Source organism: Streptomyces fructofermentans (assembly GCF_014651055.1).
In the GTDB taxonomy this organism is placed as follows: domain Bacteria; phylum Actinomycetota; class Actinomycetes; order Streptomycetales; family Streptomycetaceae; genus Streptomyces; species Streptomyces fructofermentans.
Window position 1 is genome coordinate 162,847 of record NZ_BMWD01000003.1, and the last position, 24,005, is coordinate 186,851.

20 protein-coding genes are annotated in these 24,005 nt (G+C 73.7%); 8 read left to right on the forward strand and 12 right to left on the reverse strand.

Annotated elements, in window-relative coordinates:
* The first annotated feature begins 164 nt into the window (after positions 1-164).
* Together IE265_RS05665 and IE265_RS05670 are read left to right on the forward strand one after the other, a co-directional pair.
* Positions 165-2,390 (forward strand): acetate--CoA ligase family protein, encoded by a 2,226-nt coding sequence (locus tag IE265_RS05665; RefSeq protein ID WP_190034237.1) that lies wholly within the window; start codon positions 165-167, stop codon positions 2,388-2,390.
* A 209-nt stretch (positions 2,391-2,599) separates the two neighbouring features.
* Positions 2,600-3,319, forward strand: a complete 720-nt coding sequence (locus tag IE265_RS05670) for an enoyl-CoA hydratase/isomerase family protein (protein ID WP_229916067.1) — start codon at positions 2,600-2,602, stop codon at positions 3,317-3,319.
* Positions 3,320-3,346: 27 nt separating this feature from the next.
* Here the strand turns inward: IE265_RS05670 and IE265_RS05675 are convergent, their stop codons facing one another.
* Positions 3,347-4,327: a hypothetical protein gene (locus IE265_RS05675; RefSeq protein ID WP_190034239.1), complete on the reverse strand. Its 981-nt coding sequence runs from the start codon at positions 4,325-4,327 to the stop codon at positions 3,347-3,349.
* Between the two features lie 94 nt (positions 4,328-4,421).
* Between IE265_RS05675 and IE265_RS05680 the strand changes: the two genes are divergently transcribed.
* Positions 4,422-5,066, forward strand: a complete 645-nt coding sequence (locus IE265_RS05680) for a flavin reductase family protein (protein WP_190034456.1) — start codon at positions 4,422-4,424, stop codon at positions 5,064-5,066.
* Between the two features lie 179 nt (positions 5,067-5,245).
* Here the strand turns inward: IE265_RS05680 and IE265_RS05685 are convergent, their stop codons facing one another.
* Complete coding sequence (locus tag IE265_RS05685; protein WP_190034457.1) at positions 5,246-6,493, reverse strand: MFS transporter; 1,248 nt, start codon at positions 6,491-6,493, stop codon at positions 5,246-5,248.
* Between the two features lie 272 nt (positions 6,494-6,765).
* On the opposite strand from IE265_RS05685, the gene IE265_RS05690 reads away from it, so the two are divergent.
* Positions 6,766-7,821 carry a GlxA family transcriptional regulator gene (locus IE265_RS05690; protein WP_190034240.1) on the forward strand — a complete coding sequence of 352 codons (1,056 nt, stop codon included), beginning with the start codon at positions 6,766-6,768 and terminating at the stop codon, positions 7,819-7,821.
* Here IE265_RS05690 and IE265_RS05695 read toward each other — a convergent pair.
* From IE265_RS05695 to IE265_RS05710, 4 genes are all read right to left on the reverse strand, one after another.
* Positions 7,804-9,102 (reverse strand): MFS transporter, encoded by a 1,299-nt coding sequence (locus tag IE265_RS05695; protein WP_190034241.1) that lies wholly within the window; start codon positions 9,100-9,102, stop codon positions 7,804-7,806. The genes IE265_RS05690 and IE265_RS05695 overlap by 18 nt on opposite strands.
* A gap of 202 nt (positions 9,103-9,304) precedes the next feature.
* Complete coding sequence (locus IE265_RS05700) at positions 9,305-10,354, reverse strand: Zn-dependent alcohol dehydrogenase (RefSeq protein ID WP_190034242.1); 1,050 nt, start codon at positions 10,352-10,354, stop codon at positions 9,305-9,307.
* Positions 10,355-10,364: 10 nt separating this feature from the next.
* Positions 10,365-11,507 carry an acyl-CoA dehydrogenase family protein gene (locus tag IE265_RS05705; protein WP_190034243.1) on the reverse strand — a complete coding sequence of 381 codons (1,143 nt, stop codon included), beginning with the start codon at positions 11,505-11,507 and terminating at the stop codon, positions 10,365-10,367.
* Between the two features lie 193 nt (positions 11,508-11,700).
* Positions 11,701-12,612, reverse strand: a complete 912-nt coding sequence (locus IE265_RS05710; protein ID WP_190034244.1) for an SDR family NAD(P)-dependent oxidoreductase — start codon at positions 12,610-12,612, stop codon at positions 11,701-11,703.
* A gap of 96 nt (positions 12,613-12,708) precedes the next feature.
* Here IE265_RS05710 and IE265_RS05715 point away from each other — a divergent pair, with 96 nt between their 5' ends.
* The gene (locus tag IE265_RS05715; RefSeq protein WP_190034245.1) at positions 12,709-13,635 is read left to right on the forward strand and encodes a cyclase family protein; all 927 of its coding nucleotides are present in this window, start codon (positions 12,709-12,711) and stop codon (positions 13,633-13,635) included.
* 821 nt (positions 13,636-14,456) lie between these two features.
* On the opposite strand, the gene IE265_RS05720 is transcribed toward IE265_RS05715, so the two are convergent.
* The 4 genes from IE265_RS05720 to IE265_RS05735 form a co-directional block, all read right to left on the reverse strand.
* Positions 14,457-14,939, reverse strand: a complete 483-nt coding sequence (locus IE265_RS05720; protein WP_190034458.1) for an ATP-binding protein — start codon at positions 14,937-14,939, stop codon at positions 14,457-14,459.
* Between the two features lie 496 nt (positions 14,940-15,435).
* Complete coding sequence (locus IE265_RS05725) at positions 15,436-16,350, reverse strand: acyl-CoA dehydrogenase family protein (protein ID WP_190034246.1); 915 nt, start codon at positions 16,348-16,350, stop codon at positions 15,436-15,438.
* Positions 16,351-16,354: 4 nt separating this feature from the next.
* Positions 16,355-17,509, reverse strand: a complete 1,155-nt coding sequence (locus IE265_RS05730) for an acyl-CoA dehydrogenase family protein (RefSeq protein ID WP_190034247.1) — start codon at positions 17,507-17,509, stop codon at positions 16,355-16,357.
* A 7-nt stretch (positions 17,510-17,516) separates the two neighbouring features.
* The gene (locus tag IE265_RS05735; protein WP_190034248.1) at positions 17,517-18,710 is read right to left on the reverse strand and encodes an amidohydrolase family protein; all 1,194 of its coding nucleotides are present in this window, start codon (positions 18,708-18,710) and stop codon (positions 17,517-17,519) included.
* Between the two features lie 185 nt (positions 18,711-18,895).
* Here IE265_RS05735 and IE265_RS05740 point away from each other — a divergent pair, with 185 nt between their 5' ends.
* Positions 18,896-20,404 carry a class I adenylate-forming enzyme family protein gene (locus IE265_RS05740; protein WP_190034249.1) on the forward strand — a complete coding sequence of 503 codons (1,509 nt, stop codon included), beginning with the start codon at positions 18,896-18,898 and terminating at the stop codon, positions 20,402-20,404.
* Here IE265_RS05740 and IE265_RS05745 read toward each other — a convergent pair.
* Together IE265_RS05745 and IE265_RS05750 are read right to left on the reverse strand one after the other, a co-directional pair.
* On the reverse strand, positions 20,383-20,895 hold the full coding sequence (locus IE265_RS05745) for an EF-hand domain-containing protein (protein ID WP_190034250.1): 513 nt from the start codon (positions 20,893-20,895) through the stop codon (positions 20,383-20,385). The two genes, IE265_RS05740 and IE265_RS05745, sit on opposite strands and share 22 nt — an antisense overlap.
* 163 nt (positions 20,896-21,058) lie before the next feature.
* Positions 21,059-21,433 carry an STAS domain-containing protein gene (locus IE265_RS05750; protein WP_229916052.1) on the reverse strand — a complete coding sequence of 125 codons (375 nt, stop codon included), beginning with the start codon at positions 21,431-21,433 and terminating at the stop codon, positions 21,059-21,061.
* Positions 21,434-21,844: 411 nt separating this feature from the next.
* Between IE265_RS05750 and IE265_RS05755 the strand changes: the two genes are divergently transcribed.
* Both IE265_RS05755 and IE265_RS05760 read left to right on the forward strand, forming a co-directional pair.
* Positions 21,845-22,432 (forward strand): sigma-70 family RNA polymerase sigma factor, encoded by a 588-nt coding sequence (locus IE265_RS05755; protein ID WP_190034252.1) that lies wholly within the window; start codon positions 21,845-21,847, stop codon positions 22,430-22,432.
* Positions 22,429-23,964, forward strand: a complete 1,536-nt coding sequence (locus IE265_RS05760; protein ID WP_229916053.1) for a maleylpyruvate isomerase N-terminal domain-containing protein — start codon at positions 22,429-22,431, stop codon at positions 23,962-23,964. The genes IE265_RS05755 and IE265_RS05760 overlap by 4 nt, the downstream gene beginning before the upstream one ends.
* Positions 23,965-24,005 lie beyond the last annotated feature (41 nt).

The following is a 24,005-nucleotide window of genomic DNA, read 5'->3' on the forward strand; positions in this document are numbered from 1 at the left end:
GTGGACGGGCGGCCCCGTCCGGGCGTTCCCCTGGGCGCCGCCGCGGGTACCACTCCTGTGCCCGCCCCGAGTTCTTTGCGTGCACACCAGTTCCTGACGCGGCGTCAGTTCAGTAATCTGACAGTGCGTCAGTTATTGGCAGCCAATCAGGAGCGGGCGGACCGATGCTTGGATCAACCCACGGCACCCTCACCACCGACTCCCGCCGGGCCCGCGTCATCGCCTGCGGTGAGCAACCGGCTCCTGCCGTGCACGGCAGGCCCGCCGAAGCCGACGACCTCGACGTCAGCGGGCGGCCGCTGTACGCCACCGTCCCCGATCTGGACCGCTTCTTCCGCCCCGAATCGGTGGCCGTCGTCGGCGCCTCGGACGCCGAGGGACGGCCCAACACCGGCATCACCCGGCAGTTGCTCGCCTGGGCCGAACGCGTGGGCGCCCGCATCCATCCGGTGCACCCGACCAGGGAGGCCGTCTTCGGCATCCCCTGCGTCGCCTCCGTGGCCGACCTCCCCGAGCAGGTCGACCTGGCCGTGCTGCTGGTCGCCGACCCGCTGCCCGTGGTCGAGGAACTCGCCGAGTCCAAGGTGAGGTTCGCGGTGGCGTTCGCCTCGGGGTTCGCCGAGACGGGGGTGCGGGGGGCCGCCGCGCAGGCCCGGCTCGCCGCCGCGGTGGAGCGCTCGGGGCTGCGGCTGCTGGGGCCGAACACGAACCTGAACGCCTTCGAGGAGTTCCGCGAGGACCTGCCGGGCCCGGCCATCGCCCTGATCACCCAGTCCGGCCACCAGGGCCGGCCGGTCTTCACCATGCAGGAACTGGGCGTACGCCTCTCGCACTGGGCCCCCACCGGCAACGAGGCCGACCTGGAGACCGCCGACTTCATCTCCTACTTCGCCGAGCGGCCCGAGGTCGGTGCCATCGCCTGCTACGTGGAAGGGCTGAAGGACGGCCGGTCCTTCCTGCTCGCGGCGGACCGGGCCGCCCGGCGCGGGGTGCCGGTCGTCGCCGTCAAGGTCGGCCGCACGGAGACCGGCGCCCGGACGGCCGCCTCCCACACGGGCAAGCTCACCGGGGCCGACGCGGTCGTGGACGCGGCGATGCGGCAGTACGGCGTGATCCGCGTCGACGGACTCGACGAACTCCAGGACACGGCGGCCCTGCTGGCCCGGGCGCGGCCCCCCGCCGCGGACGGTGTCGTCGTCTACTCGATCTCCGGCGGCACGGGCGCGCACTTCTCGGACCTCGCGACCGAGGCCGGGCTGCGGCTGCCCCGGCTGTCGGACGCCAAGCAGGCCGAACTGCACCAGTGGATACCGGAGTACCTGGACGTCGCCAACCCCGTCGACAACGGCGGCCACCCGGTCGGCGACTGGCGCGGGCGCAGGATCATCGACGCGATCCTCGCGGACCCCTCGGTCGGCGTGCTGATCTGCCCCATCACGGGCCCCTTCCCGCCGATGAGCGACCGGCTGGCGCAGGACCTGGTGGACGCGGCGGAGCGGACGGACAAACTGGTGTGCGTGGTCTGGGGGTCGCCGCTCGGCACGGAGTCCGCGTACCGCGACACCCTGCTCGGCTCCTCGCGGGTCGCCACGTTCCGCACCTTCGCGAACTGCATCACGGCGGTGCGCGCCCACCTGGACCACGCCCGGTTCACCGCCGGCTACCGCTCCCCCTTCGACGAGGCGCCGCGCACGGCCTCGCCGTCCTACCGCAAGGCCGAGGCCCTGATGCGGCCGGGCAGGCAGCTCAGCGAGCACGCGGCGAAGCAACTGCTGCGCGCGTACGGGATCCGGGTGCCGCGCGAGCAGTTGGTGACCAGCGCGGCGGCGTCCGTCCGCGCGGCGGGACTCGTCGGCTACCCCGTCGTGATGAAGGCCTCCGGCGCGCAGCTCGCCCACAAGACGGAACTCGGCCTGGTGAGGGTCGGCCTCACCTCCGCCAGCCAGGTCAGGGACACCTACCGGGAGTTGACCGACATCGCCCGCTACGAGGACGTGCGGCTGGACGGCGTCCTGGTGTGCCAGATGGTCGAGCCCGGCGTCGAGATGGTCGTGGGCGTCACGCACGACGCGCTGTTCGGACCCACCGTGACGGTCGGCCTGGGCGGAGTCCTCGTCGAGGTGCTGCGGGACACGGCCGTACGGGTGCCCCCGTTCGGCGAGGACCAGGCGCGCGGCATGCTCGACGAACTGCGCGGGCGCGCCCTCCTCGACGGTGTGCGCCGCCGGCCCCCGGCCGACCTGGACGCCCTCGTGGAGGTCGTGCTCCGGGTGCAGCGCATGGCCCTCGAACTCGACGGCGAACTCGCCGAGCTGGACATCAACCCGCTGATGGTGCTCCCCCGGGGTCAGGGGGCGGTCGCCCTGGACGCCCTGGCGGTGTGCCGCTGACCCGCGTGTGCCGTCCGGCGGCGGGGCGGGGTCCGACCCGCGCGACCCGCCTCCGGGCGCCCGGGCCCGAACGCCTCCCGCGCCCCGAGGGCGCGGCCGACCGCACGAAACGGAGCCCTCCCGTGCCCGACACCCCGGACCCGCAGCCCCCGGTGCTCCACACCGTGGACGGCAACGTCTCCTGGATCACCCTGAACCGCCCCGAGGCCATGAACGCGCTGACTCCGGGCCAGCGGGACCACCTGATCGAACTCTTCGACGCGGCCTCCGCCGACCACGGCGTGCGTGCCGTCGTGCTCACGGCGACGGGACGCGGCTTCTGCGCCGGCGCGGACCTGCGGGGCGGCCCGGAAGCGGGCGAGCGCGTCGCCGGGGACGTCGCCCGGCTCGTCCGCCTCGGCGCACAGCGCCTGATCACCGCCGTCCTCGACTGCGAGAAGCCGGTGGTCGCCGCCGTCAACGGCACGGCGGCGGGCATCGGCGCCCATCTCGCGTACGCCTGCGACCTGGTCCTCGCGGCAGACTCGGCGAGGTTCATCGAGGTGTTCGTCCGCCGGGGGCTGGTCCCGGACGGCGGAGGCGCCTATCTGCTGCCCCGGCTGGTCGGTCCGCGGCGGGCGAAGGAGCTGATGTTCTTCGGCGACGCGCTGACCGCCGCGGACGCGGAACGCCTGGGGCTCGTCAACCGCGTCGTACCGGACGACGAGTTGGAGAAGACGGCCCGCTCCTGGGCCGAGCGTCTCGCCGCCGGCCCGACCCGTTCCCTCGCCCTCACCAAGCAGCTCGTGAACGCGTCCCTGGACACCGACCGCGCCACCGCCCTGGCCGCCGAGGCCGCCGCGCAGGAGATCACCATGACGACGGCGGACGCGCGGGACGGGGTGCGGGCCTTCGTCGAACGCCGGGCACCCGGATTCCACGGCCGCTGAACCGCGCTCCCGGCGGGTCCGGCCGGCTCAGCGCCGGGTCAGCGTCCGCAGGTCCCCCGCGTCGGGGTCGCCGAACAGGACGAACAGTTCGGGACTCCCCCGCGTGCCGCCGATCGTCCAGAACGTGTCGTCGCCGCACGGCCCCGCGGGTTCGAGGAGGACCCCGTCCCGTTCCTCGGGACCCTCTACCAGGTACGAGTCGTACTCGCCGTCGCGGTCCAGGCGCCAGGTCCCCTCGCCGTCGCACCGCACGAAGTCGCGCCCGGGGGACTCCGCCCCGGTCTGCGAAGGAAGGTTCTCGAACCGCGCCCGGCCGTCCGCGCCCAGGCGCAGCACGGCCCCGCCCCCGCCCCGCCACTCGGCCGTGAGCCGGTGCTCGGACAGGGTGGGCGGCTCGTACATCCGGAGGACCCCGGTGGCGTACCCCGCCCAGGTGACGGGGACCGCGAGGACGGCCGCGGCGAGGGTGACGAGCGGCGAGCGGAACCAGACGCCCCAGGCGCTCAGGGCCCGCCCGGGTGTCGGCGCGCGCCTGCGGACGTGGACCACTCCGAGCGCGGCCAGGGCGGCCGAGCACCCGAGCAGCAGCACCCACACCGGGTGGGGAACACCGGTGACCGCCGCCGCCGGAACCGCCCAGAACGCGCCGAGGCCCATGACCGGCAGGAGCCGCCACAGCCACTCGGGCCCGCGGAACCGCCGGGCGAGGAAGTGTCCCGCGCCGACCGCGGGCAGGGTGTGCGCGACGGCCTGGACCAGTCCCAGGAAGGCGAAGACGGGGGGCGAGAAGACCATCACGCACAAGTAGCCGAGGGCGGCGAGCCCGCCGCCGTAGCCGATCCCGTACGAGTCGCCGCTGTCGGAAACCACCGACAGGAGGACGTACGTGACGACGGGCAGCTGCGCCGCTCCGACGGCGGCGGCCGCGTTGACGTCGGCCCCGCTCCACCCGGCACCGCCCCGCGGGCGTCCCTCCGTGCCCACCGGTCCCGTGTCCACCCACCCCATGGCCCGCAACATACTCCGGGGCCCGCGGGGCCTTCGAAGCAGGTCCCGGCCACCCCTTCCCATCTGACGACCCGTCAGCTTCAATGGCGGTGTGATGGGACACGCAGGGATGGCCGCCGCGGCCGTCCGCTACCTGAGGTCGGCCGGGGCCCCGGAAGCCGGGGGCACCGTCGAACCGCTGCCGCGCCCGGACCTGCGGGCGGTGGGCGACGACGAACGCGCCCCGGTCGACCCGCTCGAGTTCCGGCGCGTCCTCGGGCACTTCGCGACGGGCGTGACGGTCGTGACGGCCCCCGCGGTGGAATCCGGGAACGCCCGTGACGGCGGCACGTTCCCCGCCGGACCCGCGGGTTTCGCCTGCCAGTCCTTCTGCTCCCTGTCCCTCGATCCGCCGCTGATCGCGTTCATGGTCGCCCGTACGTCCACCACCTGGCCGCGCATCGCCCGCGCCGGCGTCTTCTGCGTGAACGTCCTGGGCGCGCACCAGGGGGACCTGTGCCGGGGGTTCGCGGTCAGCGGTTCGGACAAGTTCGCCGGCGTCGCCCACGAACCGTCCCCCGTCTCCGGCTCACCGCGGCTCGCGGGGGCCACCGCCTGGATCGACTGCGCGATCCACGCCGTCCACACGGGCGGCGACCATCTGATCGTGGTGGGCCGGGTGGAGGCCTTCGGCGCCTCCGGCGGCGACGACGCGCCCCTGCTGTTCCACCGGGGGCGGTTCGGCCGCTTCACGGGCTGACCGCCGGCCGCGAGGACACCCGGCCGCGCGGGTGTCGGCCGGTCCGTGGAGCGGCCGGGCACCGGCCGCCCCCATCAACGGGACCCCACGTCCGTACCAGGGAAGGGCCGCCCCCGGAAACGACGGTTCCCCCTGCCGGCCGGGCCCGTTCGACGGGCGGCCCGCCCGTCGGGATCGGGTCAGGCCGCGGTCGGCACGTTTCGCGGCACGGGGCGCCGCCGGATCACCAGCGCCATCAGCGCCGCCGCGGCGCACAGCGCGCCGGACGCGTACCACATCACGTCGTACGAGCCGAAGGCGTCGCGTGCGACGCCGCCGAGGAAGGCCACCAGGGCCGCGCCGATCTGGTGCGAGGCGAGGACCCAGCCGAAGACGATGGCGCTGTCCTCGCCGTACTGCTCCCGGCACAGCGCCAGCGTGGGCGGGACCGTGGCCACCCAGTCGAGGCCGTAGAAGACGATGAAGAAGATCATCGGCGGGCGTACGTCGGGCGCGAGCAGCATCGGCAGGAACAGCAGCGAGACCCCGCGCAGGGCGTAGTACACGGCGAGCAGCCGGCGCGCCTCGAAGCGGTCCGTGAACCAGCCCGAGGCGATCGTGCCGACGACGTCGAAGACCCCGATGACCGCGAGGAGCGAGGCGGCCGCCGTGATCGGCATGCCGTGGTCGTGGGCGGCCGGCACGAAGTGGGTCTGGATCAGGCCGTTCGTGGAGGCCCCGCAGATCGCGAACGTGCCGGCCAGCAGCCAGAACGGGCCGGTACGGGCCGCCGACAGCAGCACCTTCACCGCCCGGCGCGCGGCACCGGGAACGGGCGCCGGCTTCTCGACGAACTCGGCGGACCCGTAGGGCTTCAGGCCCACGTCCGCAGGGTGGTCGCGCAGCAGCAGCCAGACGAACGGGACGACGGCCAGCGCGGCGAGGGAGACCGTCACCGCGGCCGGACGCCAGTCGTGCTCGGAGACGATCCAGGAGAGCAGGGGCAGGAAGACGAGCTGGCCGGAGGCCGAGGCCGCCGTGAGGATGCCCGTGACCAGGCCGCGCCGCTCGGTGAACCAGCGGTTGGTGACGGTCGCGGCGAACGCCAGCGCCATCGAGCCGGAACCGAGGCCGACCAGCAGCCCCCAGCAGAGCAGGAGCTGCCACGCGGACGTCATCCACACCGTCGCGCCCGCGCCGAGCGAGATCACCACCAGGGCCAGCGCGACGACCCGGCGGATGCCGAACCGGTCCATCAGCGCGGCGGCGAACGGTGCCGTGAGCCCGTACAGCGCGAGGTTGACCGAGACGGCGAGGCCGATCGTGCCCCGCGACCAGTCGAACTCCTCGTGCAGCGGGTCGATCAGCAGACCCGGCAGGGAGCGGAAGGCCGCGGCTCCGACGATCGTCACGAAGGTCACGGCCGCCACGAACCAGGCCCGGTGCACTCGGACACGGCGCCGCCCGGCCTGCGGCTCCCGGACGTCCTGCGGCTCCCGGACGTCCTCCGGCTCCCGGACGTCCTGCGGCTCCCGCGCGCTGCTCGCGTCCCGGACGGCTCCCGGGGCCTCCGCAGCCTCCGCGTCCGGCACGGTCCCCGGGTCCTGTGCGGCTCCCGCGTCGGACGCGGCGTGGTTTGTCTGTGTCACGTCATAGAGCTTCCGGCCTGCGACGCTCCGGAACGAGTGGCCAGCAGGACAGCATTCGCTAGGATCGGGCCATGGCCTCGAACGCACCGTCCCGCGGACACCGCGTCGTCGTACTCGCCCTGGACGGAATCCTCCCCTTCGAGCTGGGCATCCCGCAGCGCATCTTCGGCCTGGCCCGCGACTCCGAGGGCCGCAGGCTGTACGAGGTGGTCACCTGCTCGATCCGGCCACCGGGCCCGGTGGCCACGGACGCCGACTTCGCCGTGCTCGTCGCGAACGGCCCGGAGGCACTGGCGACCGCCGACACGGTCGTCGTCCCGGCCTCGTACGAACTCGGCCCCGTCCACGACGAGGGCGTGCTCACCGACGAACTGGCCGCCGCGCTCGCCCACATCAGGCCCGGCACCCGGCTCGTCGCCATCTGCACGGGCGGCTACGTGCTCGCCGCCGCGGGTCGCCTCGACGGCCGTCCGGCCACCACGCACTGGGCCTCCGCCGAGCACTTCCAGCGGCTCTTCCCCAAGGTGCGGGTCGACGCGGACGTACTGTTCGTGGACGACGGCGACCTCCTCACCTCGGCCGGTGTCGCCGCCGGCATCGACCTGTGCCTGCACATCGTGCGGCGCGACCACGGCACCGCCGTCGCGAACGACGTGGCCCGGCGCACCGTCGTGCCCCCGCACCGCGACGGCGGCCAGGCGCAGTACATCCACCGTCCGGTCCCCGAGCCCCGGGCGGCCACCACGACGGCCGCCCGCGCCTGGGCACTGGGCCGGCTGCACGAGCCGATCCAGCTGCGGGACATGGCCGAGCAGGAGTCGATGTCGGTCCGCACCTTCACCCGGCGCTTCCGCGAGGAGGCCGGCGTCAGCCCCGGTCAGTGGATCACCCAGCAGCGCGTCGAACGCGCCCGCCACCTCCTGGAGTCCACCGGCTCCTCCATCGACCAGGTCGCCCGGGACTCGGGCTTCGGCACGGCCCAGTCGATGCGCCAGCATCTGCAGGCGGCACTCGGGGTCACGCCGAGCGCGTACCGCCGGACGTTCCGCTCGGACGGCATCGGATCGGACGGCATCGGATCGGACGGCGCCGGAGCGGACGGCGTCCGGTCAGCCGTCGACCGCTGAGCCCTGTTCGACCGCCGGCCGCGGCACCCCGGCCGAGCGCTCCTCCACCGCCGCCCGCGCCCCCGACGCCTCCCCGGTCGACGGCTTCTCGTCCGGCACCCGCTCCCCCGGCGCCCATCGCTGCGAGGTCCGTCGCCGCTCGCCCCACGCGCCGATCAGCGCCAGCGTCATCGTGAGCCCGACGCCGGCGAGGACCGCCGTGGACGGCGCGACGACCTGGAGCATGGCGCCCGCGAACGACCCCGTCACCGCGTAACCGGCGCCCACGGCCGCGTACATGACCGAGTAGCCCGCGGCCAGCGCGCTCGCCGGGAGGGCCTCGCGCAGAGAGAGGTTCCGGGTGAGCATCACACAGGCCTGGAGGACACCCGCGGCGACCAGGGCCCCGGCCATCCAGGCGGTGTCGGGTATCAGCGCGACCAGGGCCACACAGGCCGAGACCCCGGTCATCAGCACCAGGCCGCGCGTGTGCAGCCGCCCGGGCCAGGTGCGCAGCCCGTAGACGAACGCCCCGACCACCGAGCCCAGGGAGAACCCGGCGAGCAGCGGCCCCGCCCAGCCGACCCCCGTGCCGCGCTGCTCCAGGAGCGCGGGCAGCACGAGTTCGGCGAGGGCGAGCAGGGAGAGGCTGGCGGCACCCGTCACGTACACCGGCCAGGCCCGGGCCATGATGCGTGCCATGGACGCGCCGCCGCGGTCGGTCTCGTCCGCGGGCCGGCCCACCGGCAGCGCCCACAGCCCGCCGACCGAGGCCGCCATCAGCGCGGCGGCCAGCAGCAGCGGCACCCGGGGGGCGACTCCGAGCGCGAGACCGGTGACGACGGCCGGGGACAGGGCCCATATCCCGGAGTTCAGCACCGACTCGAACGACAGGGCCTGCGTGACGGACCGCTCGGGGACCAGACCCGTCAGCAGGGCGCGCATCGCTCCCGGCGCGGCCGCGGGGGCCGCGCCCGCGAGGAACGCGAACGCGCCCAGGACCAGCGGGTGCGCGTGCGGCAGCGCGCCGAGCCCCGCGAAGCCCGCCGCCCCCGCCACCAGACCTGCGGCGAGCTGGGGCCTGACCCGCTCGGGACGCATCCGCATCCCGAGCAGCGGTGCGCCCACGATCTCACCGATCACGTACACCGCCGCGAGGACCGCGCCCAGCGTGTAGCCGCCGGGGCGCTCCCGCACGAGGAACACCACGGCGAGGGGTGCCAGGGCCACCGGCAACCGGGCACCGACGGCCGTCAACGACCAGGTCAGCACCTGCTTGGACGCGACATCGCGATACGTCATGCCGACGACATTATGGGAAGCCGCGGACAACGCCCCAGCGGGTTTCCCGACCTGTGGACAACTCCCGGCCGCCCGCCGACGCCCCCGCGCACCGGGCGCCCTCGCGCCCCCGTTCACCCCAGCACCCGGTCACCCCGCACCCGCACCGGCACCCGCACCGGCACCGGCACCGGCACCGGCACCGGCACCGGCACCCGCACGCTCAGAACATCAGCACCGCCCGCGCGACCCTTCCCGCGTGCGCGTCCGCCGCGGCCTTCTCGAAGTCCTCGACGGGATACGTCTGCGTCACCAGTTCGTCGAGCAGCAGCCGCCCCTCGCGGTACAGCTCCGCGTACAGCGCGATGTCCCGCTGCGGCCGGGAGGACCCGTACCGGCACCCCAGGATCGACTTGTCCAGGTACATCGACGAGACCAGGAAGGACGCCTCGGCGGTCGAGGGCGGCACCCCCAGCAGCACCGCCTGCCCGTGGCGGTCGAGCAGGTCGATCGCCTGCCGGACGAGTTCCACCCGCCCCACGCACTCGAAGACGTGGTCCGCGCCGGTCCGCAGGATGTCCCGTACGCCCTCCGAGGACGTGAGGAAGTGGCTCGCCCCGAACCGCCGCGCCGCCGCCTCCTTGGCCGGGTTGGCGTCCACCGCGACGACCGTCGAGGCGCCCGCGAGCCGCGCTCCCTGGATCACGTTGAGCCCGATCCCGCCGGTGCCGATGACGACGACGCTCTCCCCGCGGTCCACCCGCGCACGGTTCAGCACGGCGCCGACCCCGGTCAGCACCCCGCAGCCGATCAGCGCGGCGGAGGCCATCGGGATGTCCTCGGGGATGCGTACCGCCTGCACGGCCTTGACGACCGTGCGCTCCGCGAACGCCGAGTTGGACGCGAACTGGTACAGCGGCCGCCCCTCGCGCGAGAAGGGCCGCCCCGGCCGCCCGATGGCCGTGCGGCACATGGTCGGACGCCCCCGGTCGCAGTCCGCGCAGGCGCCGCAGTTCGCCAGCGTGGACAGGGCCACGTGGTCCCCCGGCCCGACGTGGGCGACTCCCGCGCCGACCGCCTCGACCACCCCCGCGCCCTCGTGGCCGAGCACCACGGGGACCGGGAACGGAATGGTCCCGTCCACCACCGAGAGGTCGCTGTGGCACAGTCCGGCCGCCGCGACCGCCACCAGTACCTCGCCGGGGCCCGGGTCCCGGACCTCCAGGTCGTCCACCACCCGGGTCTGCCTGCCGTCGAAGACCACACCCCGCATCGCGCCCACCTCAGCCCTTCGGTTCTCTGGGAAGGCCGAGCACCCGCTCGGCGATGATCGTGCGCTGGATCTCGTCGGAGCCGCCGTAGACGGTGTCGGCCCGGCTGAAGAGGAACAGGTGCTGGAACGGGTCCAGTTCGTACGGGGCCGCCGGCGTCCAGTCCGCGGGGCCGACCGCCGCCCCCGCCCCCCGCACCCGCACGGCCAGTTCGCCGAGACTCTGGTGCCAGCGGCCCCACAGCAGCTTGGCCACGCTGGGGGCGCCCGTGTCCGCCGGGCCGCCGAGTGTGCGCAGCGCGTTCCACCGCATGACGCGCAGTTCCGCCCACTGGCGCACCAGGCCCTCCCGGACGACCGGGTCCTCGGCCGCGCCGGTCTCCACGGCCGCCGCGACCACCCGCCCGAGTTCCGCCGCGAAGCCGATCTGCTGGGCGAGGGTGGAGACGCCCCGCTCGAAGCCGAGCAGGCTCATGGCGACCCGCCAGCCGTCGCCCTCGCCTCCGACGACGTGCTCCACGCGCGCGTGCGCCCCGTCGAAGAAGACCTCGTTGAAGTCGCTGGTGCCCGTCATCTGGCGGATCGGACGGACGTCGATCCGGCCCGGCTGGTCCATCGGGACGAGCAGGAGGCTCAGTCCGTGGTGGCGGGCCGAACCGGCCCCGGTGCGGGCGAGCACGAAGCACCAGTCCGCCTCGTGGGCGAGCGACGTCCAGATCTTCTGCCCGCTGATCCGGTACGCGTCGCCGTCCCGCACCGCCGCCGTGCGGACACCGGCGAGGTCGGAGCCCGCCCCGGGTTCGCTGTAGCCCTGGCACCACAACTCGTCACCGGCGGCGATCGGCGGCAGGAAACGGGACTTCTGCTCCGTACTGCCGTGGGCCAGGAGCGTGGGGGCCAGCAGGTTCTCGCCGATGTGCCCGCAGCGCGCCGGCGCCCCGGAGCGCGCGTACTCCTCGGCCCAGACCACCTGCCTGGTGAGTCCGACCGGCCGGTTGCCGTAGCCGCCCTCCGACCAGCCGAGGCCCGTCCAGCCGGCCTTTCCGAGCGTGCGCTCCCATTCCCTGCGGTTCCCGGCGGCCGGCACGTGCTCGGCCAGCCACTCCCGCGCCTGCGCCCGGAACTCCTCGTCCCCCGACGTGAACCCGAACTCCATGTCGTCTCCGTCCACCACCGCGCCCGTAGGTCCGCGGACCGGCGCACGGCCGACCGCCCCCTCCCGCACCCGCCGGACCGCCGCGACGGCGCACGGCGACCCCGTCCCCCGCCCCGTCGTGGCGGCCCGGTGTCCACGCCTCCCTCACGGAGGAGTGCACCACCGTCCGCCCCCGGGGCGGGGGTTCACGCGCTCACGTGCCGCCCGCCGACCGGGCGCGCGCCGCCCGCTCCATCGCGGCCACCTGCTCAAGCAGTGGCATCGGATCGGTTCCGACGGTCCCGGGCAGGAAGTCCGCGATGCGCTCCGGCGTCCAGGAGCCCTCCGCGTACCCGGCGCGCAGTTCCCTCGGCTGGGCCCACACCGCGATCTTCGGGCCCGCGATCGTGTAGACCTGCCCGGTGATCCGCTCCGCGCGGGCCCGCTCCGACAGCAGGTAGACCACCAGCGCTGCCACGTCCTCGGGTTCGCCGATCTCCTTGAGCTCCATGGGCACGTTGGCCGACATGCGGGTACGGGCGACCGGCGCGACGGCGTTCGCCGTGACCCCGTACTTGTGCAGGCCGAGCGCCGCGCTGCGCACGAGCGAGATGATCCCGCCCTTCGCCGCGCTGTAGTTGGCCTGCGAGACGGACCCCTGGTGGTTGCCGCTGGTGAAGCCGACCAGGGTTCCGGTGCCCTGCCTGCGCATGACCGCCGAGGCGGCCCGGAACACCGTGAACGTCCCCTTGAGATGGGTGGCGAGGACCGGGTCCCACTCCTGCTCGGTCATGTTGAACAGCATCCGCTCGCGCAGGATGCCCGCCACGCACACGACCCCGTCGAGCCGCCCGTACGCCTCCAGGGCCGTGTCGACGACCCGCAGGCCGCCCTCCATCGTCGAGATGTCGTCGGCGACCGCGACCGCCTCCCCGCCGGCCGCGCCGATCTCCTTGACCACGGCGTCGGCCACCGAACTGGTCGGCTGCGCGCCCTCGATCGAGACGCCGTAGTCGTTGACGACGACCCGCGCCCCCTCGGCGGCGGCCGCCAGCGCGACGGCCCGTCCGATGCCCCGGCCAGCCCCGGTCACGGCGACGACCTTGTCTGCCAAGAAGTTCCCCACGCCCCGGCCCCTTCCCGCAGTTTCTGACGGTCCGTTAGATTCTCCTTGGATTCTACGACCCGCCGGATACCTGGAGACAAGCCCCGGGGAGGACCCGTGTCACTGCCGGACGAGTTCCACGAGATCGCCAAGCGCGTGAACAACTGGGGGCGTTGGGGCGCCGACGACGAGATCGGCACACTGAACCTGATCACCGACGAGGTGGTGCGGGAGGCGGCCGCGACCGTCCGCCACGGCCGCCGTGTCCCGCTGGCGCTGCCGCTGCGGCAGGACGGCGTGCAGACCGGGATGATCCCGGGGCGGGTCAACCCCCTGCACACGATGGTGCAGATCAACCAGGAACTGTTCGGCCCCGGCACGGTGGCGTGCAGCGACGACGCCGTGACGATGGGCCTGCAGGCCGCCACCCACTGGGACGCGCTGCCCCACGTGTCGCACTCGGGCCGGATCTACAACGGCCGACCGGCCACCACCGTCACGGCGCACGGGGGCGCGCAGTTCGCCGGCATCGACAAGCCACGGCACATCGTGTCGCGCGGCATCCTCCTGGACGTGGCCCGCGCGCTCGGCAGGGACCGCCTGGACAGCGGCCACGCGGTGACCCCGGAGGACCTGGAGGCGGCCGAGGAACTGGCGGGCGCGACGGTCCGCCCCGGCGACGTCGTCCTCGTCCGGACCGGCCAGGTCCAGCTCCATCTGGCGGGGGACAACCACGCGTACGCGTTCCCGTCGCCCGGCCTGTCCGTGCGGACCCCGGAGTGGTTCCACGCGCGCGATGCAGCGGCGGTCGCGAACGACACGCTCACCTTCGAGATCTTCCCGCCGGAGATCGAGGACCTGTGGCTGCCCGTGCACGCCCTCGACCTCGTCGAGATGGGCATGCTCCAGGGCCAGAACTGGAACCTCGAAGAGTTGTCCACAGCCTGTGGAGAACTTGGCCGCCATACGTTCCTGCTGTCGGCGATGCCCGAACCGTTCACCGGCGGCACGGGCACCCCGGTGGCACCCGTCGCGATCCTCTGACGCCGCGAGGGGCGCAAAGGGCGCGAAAGGGGCGTGAGGACGGAGTCCGGCGCCCCCGGGGACGGTGGTCGGGCGACGCACTCCCACGGGACCGCGGGCACTGACGGTCGGGTGGCGGCGCGGCGCTGCGCGCCCCGAGCACGGCATCGCGCGCCGCCATCCGGCTCCGGCGCGCCCGTCCCGCTCCTGCCCCCCGGGCGGCGGCGCCGAATCGCGACCCGCCCTCGCCGAGGGCTCCCGTCACCGGAGCCCTCGCCGTCCCCTCGCGGCGACTCGCTGCCACAAGCGTGATCAAACGGACAGGCCGCGTCAACACCCGTTCGGGGATTAGCGGCTTTCACACCTTTTGCGACCGGACCGGTGGAAGCACACCCCGGCGCACCGGGCGCCCGGAATCGCGGCGCCGTGCACCAACGCCCCACTCGGAGAGCCGGGGTCGGGCGCCGGACGGGAGCCGACGGGTCGGCACCCGGCAGTCGACGAACCCGACGGAGGGCAGGGCGGCCGGAGCGAGAAGGCGAGGCGCACACGGATCGGAGGGCGGCCGGACCAGGGACGCACGGAAGCGGAGACGGACAGGACCGGAGACACGCAAGGCCGGAGACGCGCAGGACCGGAGACGGACAGGACCGGAGGACGTACGAAGCCGCGGACCGGACCGCGGACCGGAGTGCATCACGGCCGGGCTGGACCGGACCGCGGACCGGCGCCGACCGCGGCCGGGCAGGACCGCGGGACGGGCGGGGCCGGGCGCCACGCGCCGTGCGGGCGCACGGAACGGGGGCCGCCCGCCGCTCGGGAGCAGTGGGGGCCGACGGCGCTCAGACGGCCTCGTACGCCAGATCCCCGTACGCGGACGGAGCCGTGTCCCGGGCGGCCGCCGCGGTGTTGCCGGCCGAACATCGGTCCACCTCGCACCAGATGCGCTTGCCCGCGCCCTCGGAGGTCCAGCCCCAGCGGTCGGCGAGCCCGTCGACGAGGGCGAGGCCCCGGCCGTTGGTCTCGTCGCCGTCCGCGCACCGCGGCCGCGGCGGCCTGGCGCTGCCGTCGACGACCTCCATGCGGACGGTGGCGACGGACTCCCCCGGGTGCCGGACCCCGGCCACCAGCACGGGCAGCGTCAGACGCAGCACGGCCGGCCGGCCGGTGTGCACGACGGCGTTGGTGACCAGCTCGGAGACCAGCAGGATCAGCGTCTCGGCGAGCGGTTCATCGGCTTGTATCCCCGACCCGGCCAGTCGGGAACGGGCCCATCGCCGGGCACGCCCCACTTCTGCGGGGTCGGGCCGGATCTCCAGCTGCACTTGAAGCACCTGCACCGCTCACACCATCCGAACCGGCGGACACATCGCCTCGCGCCTCGCAAGCGCCACGATCGTGGTCAGAGAAGGGTTCACGGAACGTGATCCCCATGAGAGACAGCATGGTTGACGTACAGTCACCCCAACAAGCGCTTCGGGCATATTCCAGCGCGAAGGAGTACGCGTGCGGCATACTGTGCGACGCTCGCATCGGGGAGTCGAACAGGCGGGCCCGGACCTTCGTCCCGCCCCGCGAGCGGCGCGCATCGCCGGATCCGGGGCTGCCCCGGGGGCAACACCGTGATGGCCCGGCCTCAGAACCACTCGCATCCCACACAAGGTACCGGAGCGGGGCGCCGACTCCAGGCCGTGACGAGTCACGCGTAGGACACAACCCGATATCAACGCTCGGTAATTCCGGTATGCCACGTTCCGTGACATCCGCCCGCGTGGTCCCTTTTCCGGATGCCACGATCGGCGACAGTCCGCCGTGGTCCGTTCAGTCCGGAACTCCCGCCGGGGCGGCCGCCGCGTCCGCCGCGAGGGCCTCCTCCGCCTCGGCCGCGCTCCGACCGCGACGGGCCCGCAACCAGGCCCGTTTGAGGTGGAGGTGCACTTCCGACTCCCATGTGAAACCCATGCCCCCGTGCACCTGGAGGCAGTCGCGGGCACCCTGTTCCGCGGCCTCGTCGGCCAGCAGCCCGGCCGCCGCGATGTCGAGCGGATCGGCCGTGACGGCGGCCGCGTAGACCGCGACCCGGGCCAACTCCGACCGCACCAGCATCTCCGAGCACAGGTGTTTCACCGCCTGGAAGGCCCCGATCGGCTGCCCGAACTGCTCACGGGTCCGGGCGTGTTGCACCGCGAGATCGAGGGTGCGGCCCGCCGAGCCGAGCTGCTCGGCGGCGCTCAGCAGGGCGGCCACGGGGTCGGCGGGAACGGCCCGGGGCAGCCGGTGCAGCGGAGTCAGCGGGTCCGCCGACCGCATCGCCACGGCTCCCGCCACGTCCCCGCGTACGACGTCCGCCGCGTCCATCCACTCGACGAGTGCGCCGTCCGCGGCCGCGACGACACATTCGCCGGTGGCCGCCCCGGGCACCTCGCCGGCCGCCAGGTGCGTGGCCACGAGGGGGCCGGGCAGCAGGGCCCTGCCCGCCTCCTCGAAGACCAACACCGCTTCGGCCAGCCCGAGTCCGACCCCGCCCGCAGCCTCCGGGAGGCGCAGCGCGAAGAAGCCCGCGTCCCCCAGGTCCCGCCACAGCCCGCGGTCGAGCGCGGGCGGCGTCTCGCGGCCCTCCGGGGTGCGGGGCCGGTCCGCGGCGGCCCGCAGCCGCTCCCGCCCGAAGCGGCGGCCGAGCAGCTCCCGCATGCCCCGGCGCAACGCTCGCTGGTCGTCGGTGAGTTGGAAGTCCATCCCTTCACCGGCCCTTCGGGAGGCCGAGGATGCGCTCGGCCACGATGTTCCGCTGGATCTGCGAGGTGCCGGCCGCGATGGTGTAGGAGAGGGACGACAGCCGGTCCAGGGTCCATTCGGCCGACAGTTCGAGAGCCGCCGCGCCCAGTACCTCGGCGGCGGCGTCGTACAGCGACTGGCGGGCCTGGGAGTACCTCAGCTTGAAGACCGAGCCGCCCACGCCCGGGACCCCGCCGGTCCGCGCCGACTCGCTGACGTTCCACTGCGTGAGCCGCCACAGCGCGCGGAACTCGGCGTTGAGGCGCCCGAGCCGCCGGCGCAGCACGGCGTCGTCCCAGCGCCCGTTCTCCCGGGCGGCGCGGGCGAGCTCCCCGAGCACGCGGCGGCAGGCCACCACCTCGCCCACGAAGGCGGTGCCGCGCTCGAAGGAGAGGGTCACCATGGTCACGCGCCAGCCGTCGTTCTCGGCGCCGACCCGGTTGGCGACGGGCACGCGAACGTCGTCGAGGAAGACCTCGGCGAACTCCGTCGACCCCGCGAGCGTGCGCAGGGGGCGCACCGTGATCCCCGGGGCGTCCATCGGCATCGCGAGCCAGGAGATCCCCTTGTGCCTGGGCGCCTCCGCGTCGGTCCGCACCAGCAGTTCGCACCAGTCGGCGACCTCCGCGTGGGAGGTCCAGATCTTGGACCCGCTCACCACGTAGTCGTCGCCGTCGCGCCGTGCGCGGGTGCGCAGCGCCGCGAGGTCGGAACCGGCGCCGGGCTCGCTGAACCCCTGGCACCAGACCTCCTCGCCCCTGAGCACGGGCGGCAGCCAGCGGGCGCGCTGCGCGGCGGTCCCCTCGGCGGCGATGGTGGGCCCGGCGTGCAGCAGTCCGACGAAGTTGGCGCCCACGTAGGGGGCGCCCGCCCGCTCCGTCTCCTCCAGGAAGATCAGGTGCTGGGTCGGGGTGGCCCCGCGGCCCCCCGCGTCCACGGGCCAGTGCAGTCCCGCGTACCCGGCGTCGTGCAGCATCCGCTGCCAGCCGAGGTCGTACGCGCGGCGGCCGGGCCAGTCGTCCGGGGACGGTCGCGGCGGCAGCGCGGGAAGCGCGCGGGCGAGCCACCGCCGCAGCCGGGCCCGGAACTCCTCCTCCTCGGCCGTGTACGTGAGGTCCATGCGCCGGCTACTTGTCCAGGTCCAGGTCCAGCATGCGGATGGCGTTGCCGCGCATCAGCTTGTAGACGGTCTCGTCGTCGAGGCCCTTCACGTGGTCGAGGGCGACCTCCTTGGTGTGCGGGAAGGTCGAGTCGACGTGCGGGTAGTCGGTCTCGAAGGTCGCGTTGTCCCTGCCCACCACGTCGAGGGACGCGACCCCGTGCTTGTCGCGGAAGAAGCAGCAGAAGATCTGCCGGTAGTAGTACGTGGAGGGCGGCTCGGGGATCAGGTCCCGCACGCCGCCCCAGGCGCGGTGCTCCGCCCAGACGTCGTCGGCGCGTTCCAGGGCGTACGGTATCCAGCCCATCTGCCCCTCGGAGTAGGCGAGTTTGAGGGTCGGGAACTTCACCAGCACACCGCTGAAGAGGAAGTCCATCATCGACGCCATCGCGTTGTTGAAGGACAGCGAGGCCTGGACGGCGGGCGGCGCGTCGGGGGAGGCGGCGGGCATCTGGCTGCTCGACCCGATGTGCATGTTGACGACCGTTCCGGTCTCCTGGCAGACGGCGAAGAACGGGTCCCAGTAGCCGGAGTGGATGGACGGCAGACCCAGGTGGGTGGGTATCTCGGAGAAGGTCACCGCCCGTACGCCGCGGGCCGCGTTGCGCCTGATCTCGGCGACCGCGAGCCCGATGTCCCAGAGCGGGATGATGCACAGCGGGATGAGCCGGCCGCCGCTGTCGCCGCACCACTCCTCGACCATGAAGTCGTTGTAGGCGCGCACGCAGGCCAGCGCGACCTCCTTGTCGTGCGCCTCGGCGAACGTCTGACCGCAGAAGCGCGGGAACGTGGGGAAGCAGAGCGAGCCCTCCACGTGGTTGGCGTCCATGTCCTTCAGGCGCTCGGCCGGGTCCCAGCATCCCGGGCGCATCTCCGCGCGGGTGATGCCCTCCAGGGTCATCTCGTCCCGGTCGAACCCGACGGCGGCGATGTTCCGCTTGTACGGGAACTTCAGGTCCTCGTAGATCCACCAGTCGGTGGGCGGCCCGTCCGGGTCCATCGTGATGCGGTACTTGCCGGCCACGTAGGCGAGTTCGCCGATCCCCGCGGTCAGCGGCCGGGGCCCGCGGTCGCGGTACTTCCTCGGCAGCCAGGTGTCGAAGAGGTGCGCGGGCTCGATCACATGGTCGTCGACGCTGATGATCCGAGGCAGTTCGGTCATGAGTCCGGCCCTCTCCCGACATATCTGATGACCCGTCAGAAAGCAGGCTAGCCCCGCACCCCTGGACCGACAAGGCGCCGAGCCCTACGCTCTCCAGCTGATCTGACAACCCGTCAGTTACGCATGGGCGGGCCGAAGGCGCCCGCCCTGCCGCGACCGCGGGCCGAGCCGCAAAGGAGGGTGTCATGACCGACACCGCGCACGCGCTGGGCACCTCCCGCACCTTCTGGGAACTCGTCGAACGGCGCGCCGCCCTCACTCCCGATCGCCCCGTCCTGCTCCAGGAGGACCGCACCCTCACCTTCGAGGAGCTGCGTTCGGGCGCGGAGCGCGCGGCGGCCGGCCTCCACGGACTCGGTGTGCGGCCCGGCGGCGTCGTCGCGTGGCAGCTCCCCACCCGGATCGAGACGGTCCTGCTCGCGATGGCCCTCGCGCGCCTCGGCGCGGTCCAGTCGCCGGTGATCCCCTTCTACCGGGACCGCGAGGTCTCCTTCGCCCTCCGCGAGTCCGGAGCCGCGCACTTCGCCGTCCCGGGCGTCTGGCGCGGCTTCGACCACACGGCCATGGCGCGCGACATCGGTGCGCCGGGCGTCTTCGAGGCGTACGACACGCTCCCCGCGGGCGATCCGTCGGTGCTGCCCCCGCCACCCGCGAACGGCACGGACGTGCGCTGGATCCACTGGACCTCCGGGACGACCTCGGACCCCAAGGGCGTTCTGCACACGGACCGTTCACTGATCGCGGGCGGCTCGTGCCTGGCGCACGCGCTGCACCTGTCGGCCGACGACATCGGCTCGATCGCCTTCCCCTTCGCGCACATCGGCGGACCCGACTACCTGGTCATGCTGCTGCTGTACGGGTTCCCCGCGGTCCTGTTGGAGAAGTTCGCGCTGCCCGAATCGCTGGAGGACTACCGCAAGCACGGGGTGACGGTGGCGGGCGGTTCGACGGCCTTCTACTCGATGTTCCTCGCCGAGCAGCGCAAGCGGCCGCAGTCCCGGCTCATTCCGTCGCTGCGCCTGCTGGCGGGCGGCGGGGCGCCCAAGCCGCCCGAGGTCCACCACGCCGTCGTGGCCGAGATGGGGGTGCGGCTGACCCACGGATACGGCATGACCGAGGTCCCGATGATCACGATGGGCTCGCCGGACGACACGGAGGAGAACCTCGCGACGACGGAGGGCCGGCCGCCCGAGGGCATGGAGATACGGATCGTGGACGGCGAGGTGCGGCTGCGCGGGGAGGCGGTGTGCCGCGGCTACCTGGACGCCGAGCAGAGCGCGCGGGCCTTCGACGAGGACGGGTTCCTGATCACCGGGGACCTGGGGCACCTCACCGGGAGCGGGCACCTCGTCCTGACCGGCCGCCTGAAGGACGTCATCATCCGCAAGGGCGAGAACATCTCGGCGAAGGAGGTCGAGGACCTGCTGCACGGGCATCCGGACGTCGGGGACGTGGCCGTCATCGGCCTGCCGGACGCCGAGCGCGGTGAGCGGGTCTGCGCCGTCGTCGAACAGCCGGAGGGGGCGGGCGAGCTGAGCCTGTCCGCCGTCACGTCGTACCTGCGCGCGGAAGGGCTGTCCGTGCACAAGCTGCCGGAGCAGCTTGAGGTGGTGGACGCCCTTCCGCGCGGCGAGACCCTGCGGAAGGTCCTCAAGTACAAGCTGCGGGAGCGCTACTCGGGCACGGTGAAGTAGAGCGCGAACGCCTTCACGATCTCCGGCTCGCCGATCCTGCCGTCGGCGTCCGTGTCGAGCGTCCCGGCCGCGGCGGCGGCGACGTCATCGGGCGCGCCGAGCGCCTTGAGGGCACGCACCGTCTCCTCGACGGTCGCCGCTCCGTCCCCGTCGCCGTCCGCCACGGCGAGTGCCGCGTCGAGGAAGGGGCGGGCGATCTCGGCGAAGCGGTCCGGGTTGTCCCGCAGCCGCTTGACCGCGCCGTTGACGAACTCCTCGCGGGTGATCCGCTGGTCGCCGTCGCGGTCCGCTATGCCGGCCATGCCCTGCCAGAAGGCCTCGGCCCCGCTGTAGAGGGCCTGCCCCTTGTCGCAGCGGGCCGTCGTGCCGAACTCGGCGAGCAGCGCCTTCGTCGCCGCGTTGAAGTCCGCGCGGTCGATGTAGCCGTTGCCGTCCTGGTCGAAAGTGGCGAACCGGGCGGCGATCCTTCGCTCGTACTCGGTGCTGACCATGTCTGTTCGGACCGCCTTACTTCACGTGGGTACGTCTGGGACGGAGCGTACGACGACCGGGCCCATCGGGGAGCGGAAAACGACGCTTGTGCCAAGACCGGGGGAATTCCGCGACAACGGCGTCGCGGGGTTACGGGATGATCTTCCCCGCACGTGACGGGAATCACGCCGAGAGCGAGCTCGACCCGTCGTCGACGGCGGACTCCACGTCGGGGTACACGTCGAACAGGCGACGCACGCCGAGGGCGCCGAGGACCCGGTTGACGTGGGAGCCGTCCACCGCGCCCTGCGCGGGAAGGATCAAGCGGAGGCGGCCCTGGCAGGAGCGCATCAGGCGCCTGGTCGCGATCAGGACCCCGACGCCGCTGGAGTCGCAGAACAGGACTCCGGACAGGTCGAGGACGACGTCGTGCCGCCCGTCGGCCACCGCGTCGTGCACCCGTTGCCGCAGCACCGGGGAGGTCACGAGGTCCATCTCGCCCGACACCCCGAGCACGGCCCAGCCGCCGTGCTCGCCGTCGGTCACCCTGAGCGTCACGCGCCTGCCCCTCGCTCGACTCGGCCGGATCCGGTCCGCCCGGCGATGCCGGACCCCGAAACGGAAGCGGAAGCGACTCCTTCGCTTCCCTGGTGCGTGGCTGCCCCGCCTCCGCTCCATGAAACACGGGATGCCCGATCGAAGCGTGCCCCAGATGGGCTGTTTCGGTCGAGAGCGATCGACTTCGAGCAGGCCTGATCAAGCCAACTCCGGGTAGGAGCACGCCCATCGTGAGGAGTCGCGCGCACAGCGTGACCGGGGCCCTACCATCCGGAGCCCCGCCGGGGGCGCGCATTGCCACAAAGGGGCGTGCGTCACCGGAAGTGCCGACTACATTCAGGAGGAGGCCGGAGAGCAGAATCCGGTGGACACAGGGACAGGCGCAGCGTTCGAGAGGGCTGAGGGAGCCGCATGGCCAGGAGGGACGCGCCGCCCCGCTGGGACCGCAAGATGCAGCAGCGGCTCGCGCGCGGGGAGGCGGCCGCACTCGGTGAGCTCTACGACCGGTTCGCTTCGCTCGTGCACGGACTCGCCCACCGCGTGCTCGGGGACGAGCACGCGGCCGACGGCATCACGCGTGAGGTCTTCGCCCACGTCTGGGAGAACCCCGAGGCCTACGACCCCAAGCAGGGCCCACTGCGCTCCTGGGTGGCCACGCTGACGCACCGGCTCGCCGTGCAGCGGCTGCGCGCCAACGAGACGGCGGCGCTCGCCCGCGACGGCCGGGGCAGCACGGAGGAACTGGAGCACCGGGTCCGCCGCGCCTCGGTGGCGGCCCGCGCGGACTACATCGTGACGTCGATGCCCACACCGCTGCGCGCCGCCCTCGAACTCGCCTACTTCCAGCGCCGGGACTACCGCCAGACCGCCGCCGACCTCGGCGTGACCGAGGACGAGGCGCGCCGCCGCCTGCGCCTCGGCCTGCAACTCCTGTCCACGGCCCACGACACCGGCCCCTCCGCCGCCGGGACACAGCCGGGCTACGGGGGTGGCCGATGAGCGGCACGAACCGCTTCGATCCGTACGACGGGCACGACGGGCACGACGCGCACGGGGCCGAGCAGAACGACTGGATCGGCGGAGTCGGCGGAGTCGGCGGAGTCGGCGGAGTCGGCGATGACAACGAAGTCGACGGCCCCGGGAAGCACGGGCACGGCGAACACGACCGGTCCGACGGGCACGGCGCGCACGACGGGCACGAGGACTACGAGAAGCGGCGGTTGGACGACCGGCGGGGAGCCCGGCCCGAGGACCCGGACCGCGGGACCGGCCGGGACCCCGGGCGCGACGGCGGCCCGGCGGATCCGCCGCCCCCGGACGCCGCGGCCGGACGGAGCGCCGGTGAGCCCGCGCGCATACCGAAGCCCCGCTCCTCCGTCGAGGACACCGGACTCCCCCTGCCCGAGCCCGCTCCCGCCCCGCTGGTCCTGGAGCACCGGGTCCTGAAGGCCCTGCTGGGCGCCTGGGCCCTGGCGGCCTGCTCCCCCGAGGAGGCGACGGCCGTCGAGGACCACCTCGGCGGCTGCGGCGCGTGCGCCGACGAGGCCCTGCGCCTGCGGGACGCGGTCGGCCTGCTGCACCCGCCGGAGAGCCTCGACCTGGATCCGACCCTGCGGACCCGTGTCCTGGCCGGCTGCCTGGACCGCCGTCCGCCGCGCATCCCGGTCCCGGAGTGGGCGGCCCCGTACGACGCGGAGTCCGCCCGGCTGGACGCCCTGCTCCAGGACATCGGCGACGCGGAGTGGCACGCGCCGGTGCGTCTGCGCTGGTTCGAGGGCGACCGGCCCGCGAGCCGCCGCACCACGGTCGCCGGCGTGATCGCCCATCTGCTGACCGTGGACGGCCTGGTCGCACTGGCCCTCGGTCTGGACGACCCCCTGGACGCCCCGGCGAAGTCCCCCGGTCCGGCCGACCGTACGGAGGCGTTCTGGCAGGCCTCGCGCTTCCCGCCCACGCGGTCCGTACGGGGCCCGTGGCGCGAGCAGGCCCACAACCTGGTCCGTACGGTGGCGTTCGCGGGCGGCGGCTCCGGCCGGCTGCCCGTGTCGTACGGAGGGTTCGAACTGCCCCTGCGGGACGCCATGCTGGACCGGGCCTTCGAGTGCTGGGTCCACGCGGGCGACATCGCGGAGGCCGTGGACTACCCGTACGAGCCGCCCTCGCCCCGCAACCTGCACGCGATGATCGACCTCGGCGCCCGGATGCTGCCCACCGCGCTGGCCGCACGCCGGCAGGCGGGTCTCGCGGTTCCCGGGCAGACCCGTCACCTGGTCCCGGCCGGGGCGCCGGGCCGCAGCCTCCGGCTGGAGATCGAGGGTCTCGGAGGCGGAGAGTGGCTGATTCCGCTCGACTCGCCGGGCGCCCTGGCCTCCCCCGACCGCGAGGTGGCCCATGTGGCCCTGGACGGCGTCGAGTTCTGCCAGCTCGCGGCGGGGCACGTCTCCCCCGAGGAGGCGGCGGCCGGACAGCTCGGGGACCGCGACGCGATCAGGGACGTCCTGTTCGCGGCGGCCTCGCTGAGCAGGATGTGACCCCCGCGGGCGGCCACCCGCCCGAGCGGACCCGTTCGGCG

Excerpts from the sequence above, each read along its gene's own strand:
- IE265_RS05665 (WP_190034237.1), top strand. The coding sequence starts at position 165 with ATGCTTGGATCAACCCACGGCACCCTCACCACCGACTCCCGCCGGGCC.
- IE265_RS05670 (WP_229916067.1), top strand. The coding sequence starts at position 2,600 with ATGAACGCGCTGACTCCGGGCCAGCGGGACCACCTGATCGAACTCTTC.
- IE265_RS05675 (WP_190034239.1), bottom strand. The coding sequence starts at position 4,327 with ATGGGGTGGGTGGACACGGGACCGGTGGGCACGGAGGGACGCCCGCGG.
- IE265_RS05680 (WP_190034456.1), top strand. The coding sequence starts at position 4,422 with ATGGGACACGCAGGGATGGCCGCCGCGGCCGTCCGCTACCTGAGGTCG.
- IE265_RS05690 (WP_190034240.1), top strand. The coding sequence starts at position 6,766 with ATGGCCTCGAACGCACCGTCCCGCGGACACCGCGTCGTCGTACTCGCC.
- IE265_RS05695 (WP_190034241.1), bottom strand. The coding sequence starts at position 9,102 with ATGACGTATCGCGATGTCGCGTCCAAGCAGGTGCTGACCTGGTCGTTG.
- IE265_RS05700 (WP_190034242.1), bottom strand. The coding sequence starts at position 10,354 with ATGCGGGGTGTGGTCTTCGACGGCAGGCAGACCCGGGTGGTGGACGAC.
- IE265_RS05705 (WP_190034243.1), bottom strand. The coding sequence starts at position 11,507 with ATGGAGTTCGGGTTCACGTCGGGGGACGAGGAGTTCCGGGCGCAGGCG.
- IE265_RS05725 (WP_190034246.1), bottom strand. The coding sequence starts at position 16,350 with ATGGACTTCCAACTCACCGACGACCAGCGAGCGTTGCGCCGGGGCATG.
- IE265_RS05730 (WP_190034247.1), bottom strand. The coding sequence starts at position 17,509 with ATGGACCTCACGTACACGGCCGAGGAGGAGGAGTTCCGGGCCCGGCTG.
- IE265_RS05735 (WP_190034248.1), bottom strand. The coding sequence starts at position 18,710 with ATGACCGAACTGCCTCGGATCATCAGCGTCGACGACCATGTGATCGAG.
- IE265_RS05740 (WP_190034249.1), top strand. The coding sequence starts at position 18,896 with ATGACCGACACCGCGCACGCGCTGGGCACCTCCCGCACCTTCTGGGAA.
- IE265_RS05745 (WP_190034250.1), bottom strand. The coding sequence starts at position 20,895 with ATGGTCAGCACCGAGTACGAGCGAAGGATCGCCGCCCGGTTCGCCACT.
- IE265_RS05755 (WP_190034252.1), top strand. The coding sequence starts at position 21,845 with ATGGCCAGGAGGGACGCGCCGCCCCGCTGGGACCGCAAGATGCAGCAG.
- IE265_RS05760 (WP_229916053.1), top strand. The coding sequence starts at position 22,429 with ATGAGCGGCACGAACCGCTTCGATCCGTACGACGGGCACGACGGGCAC.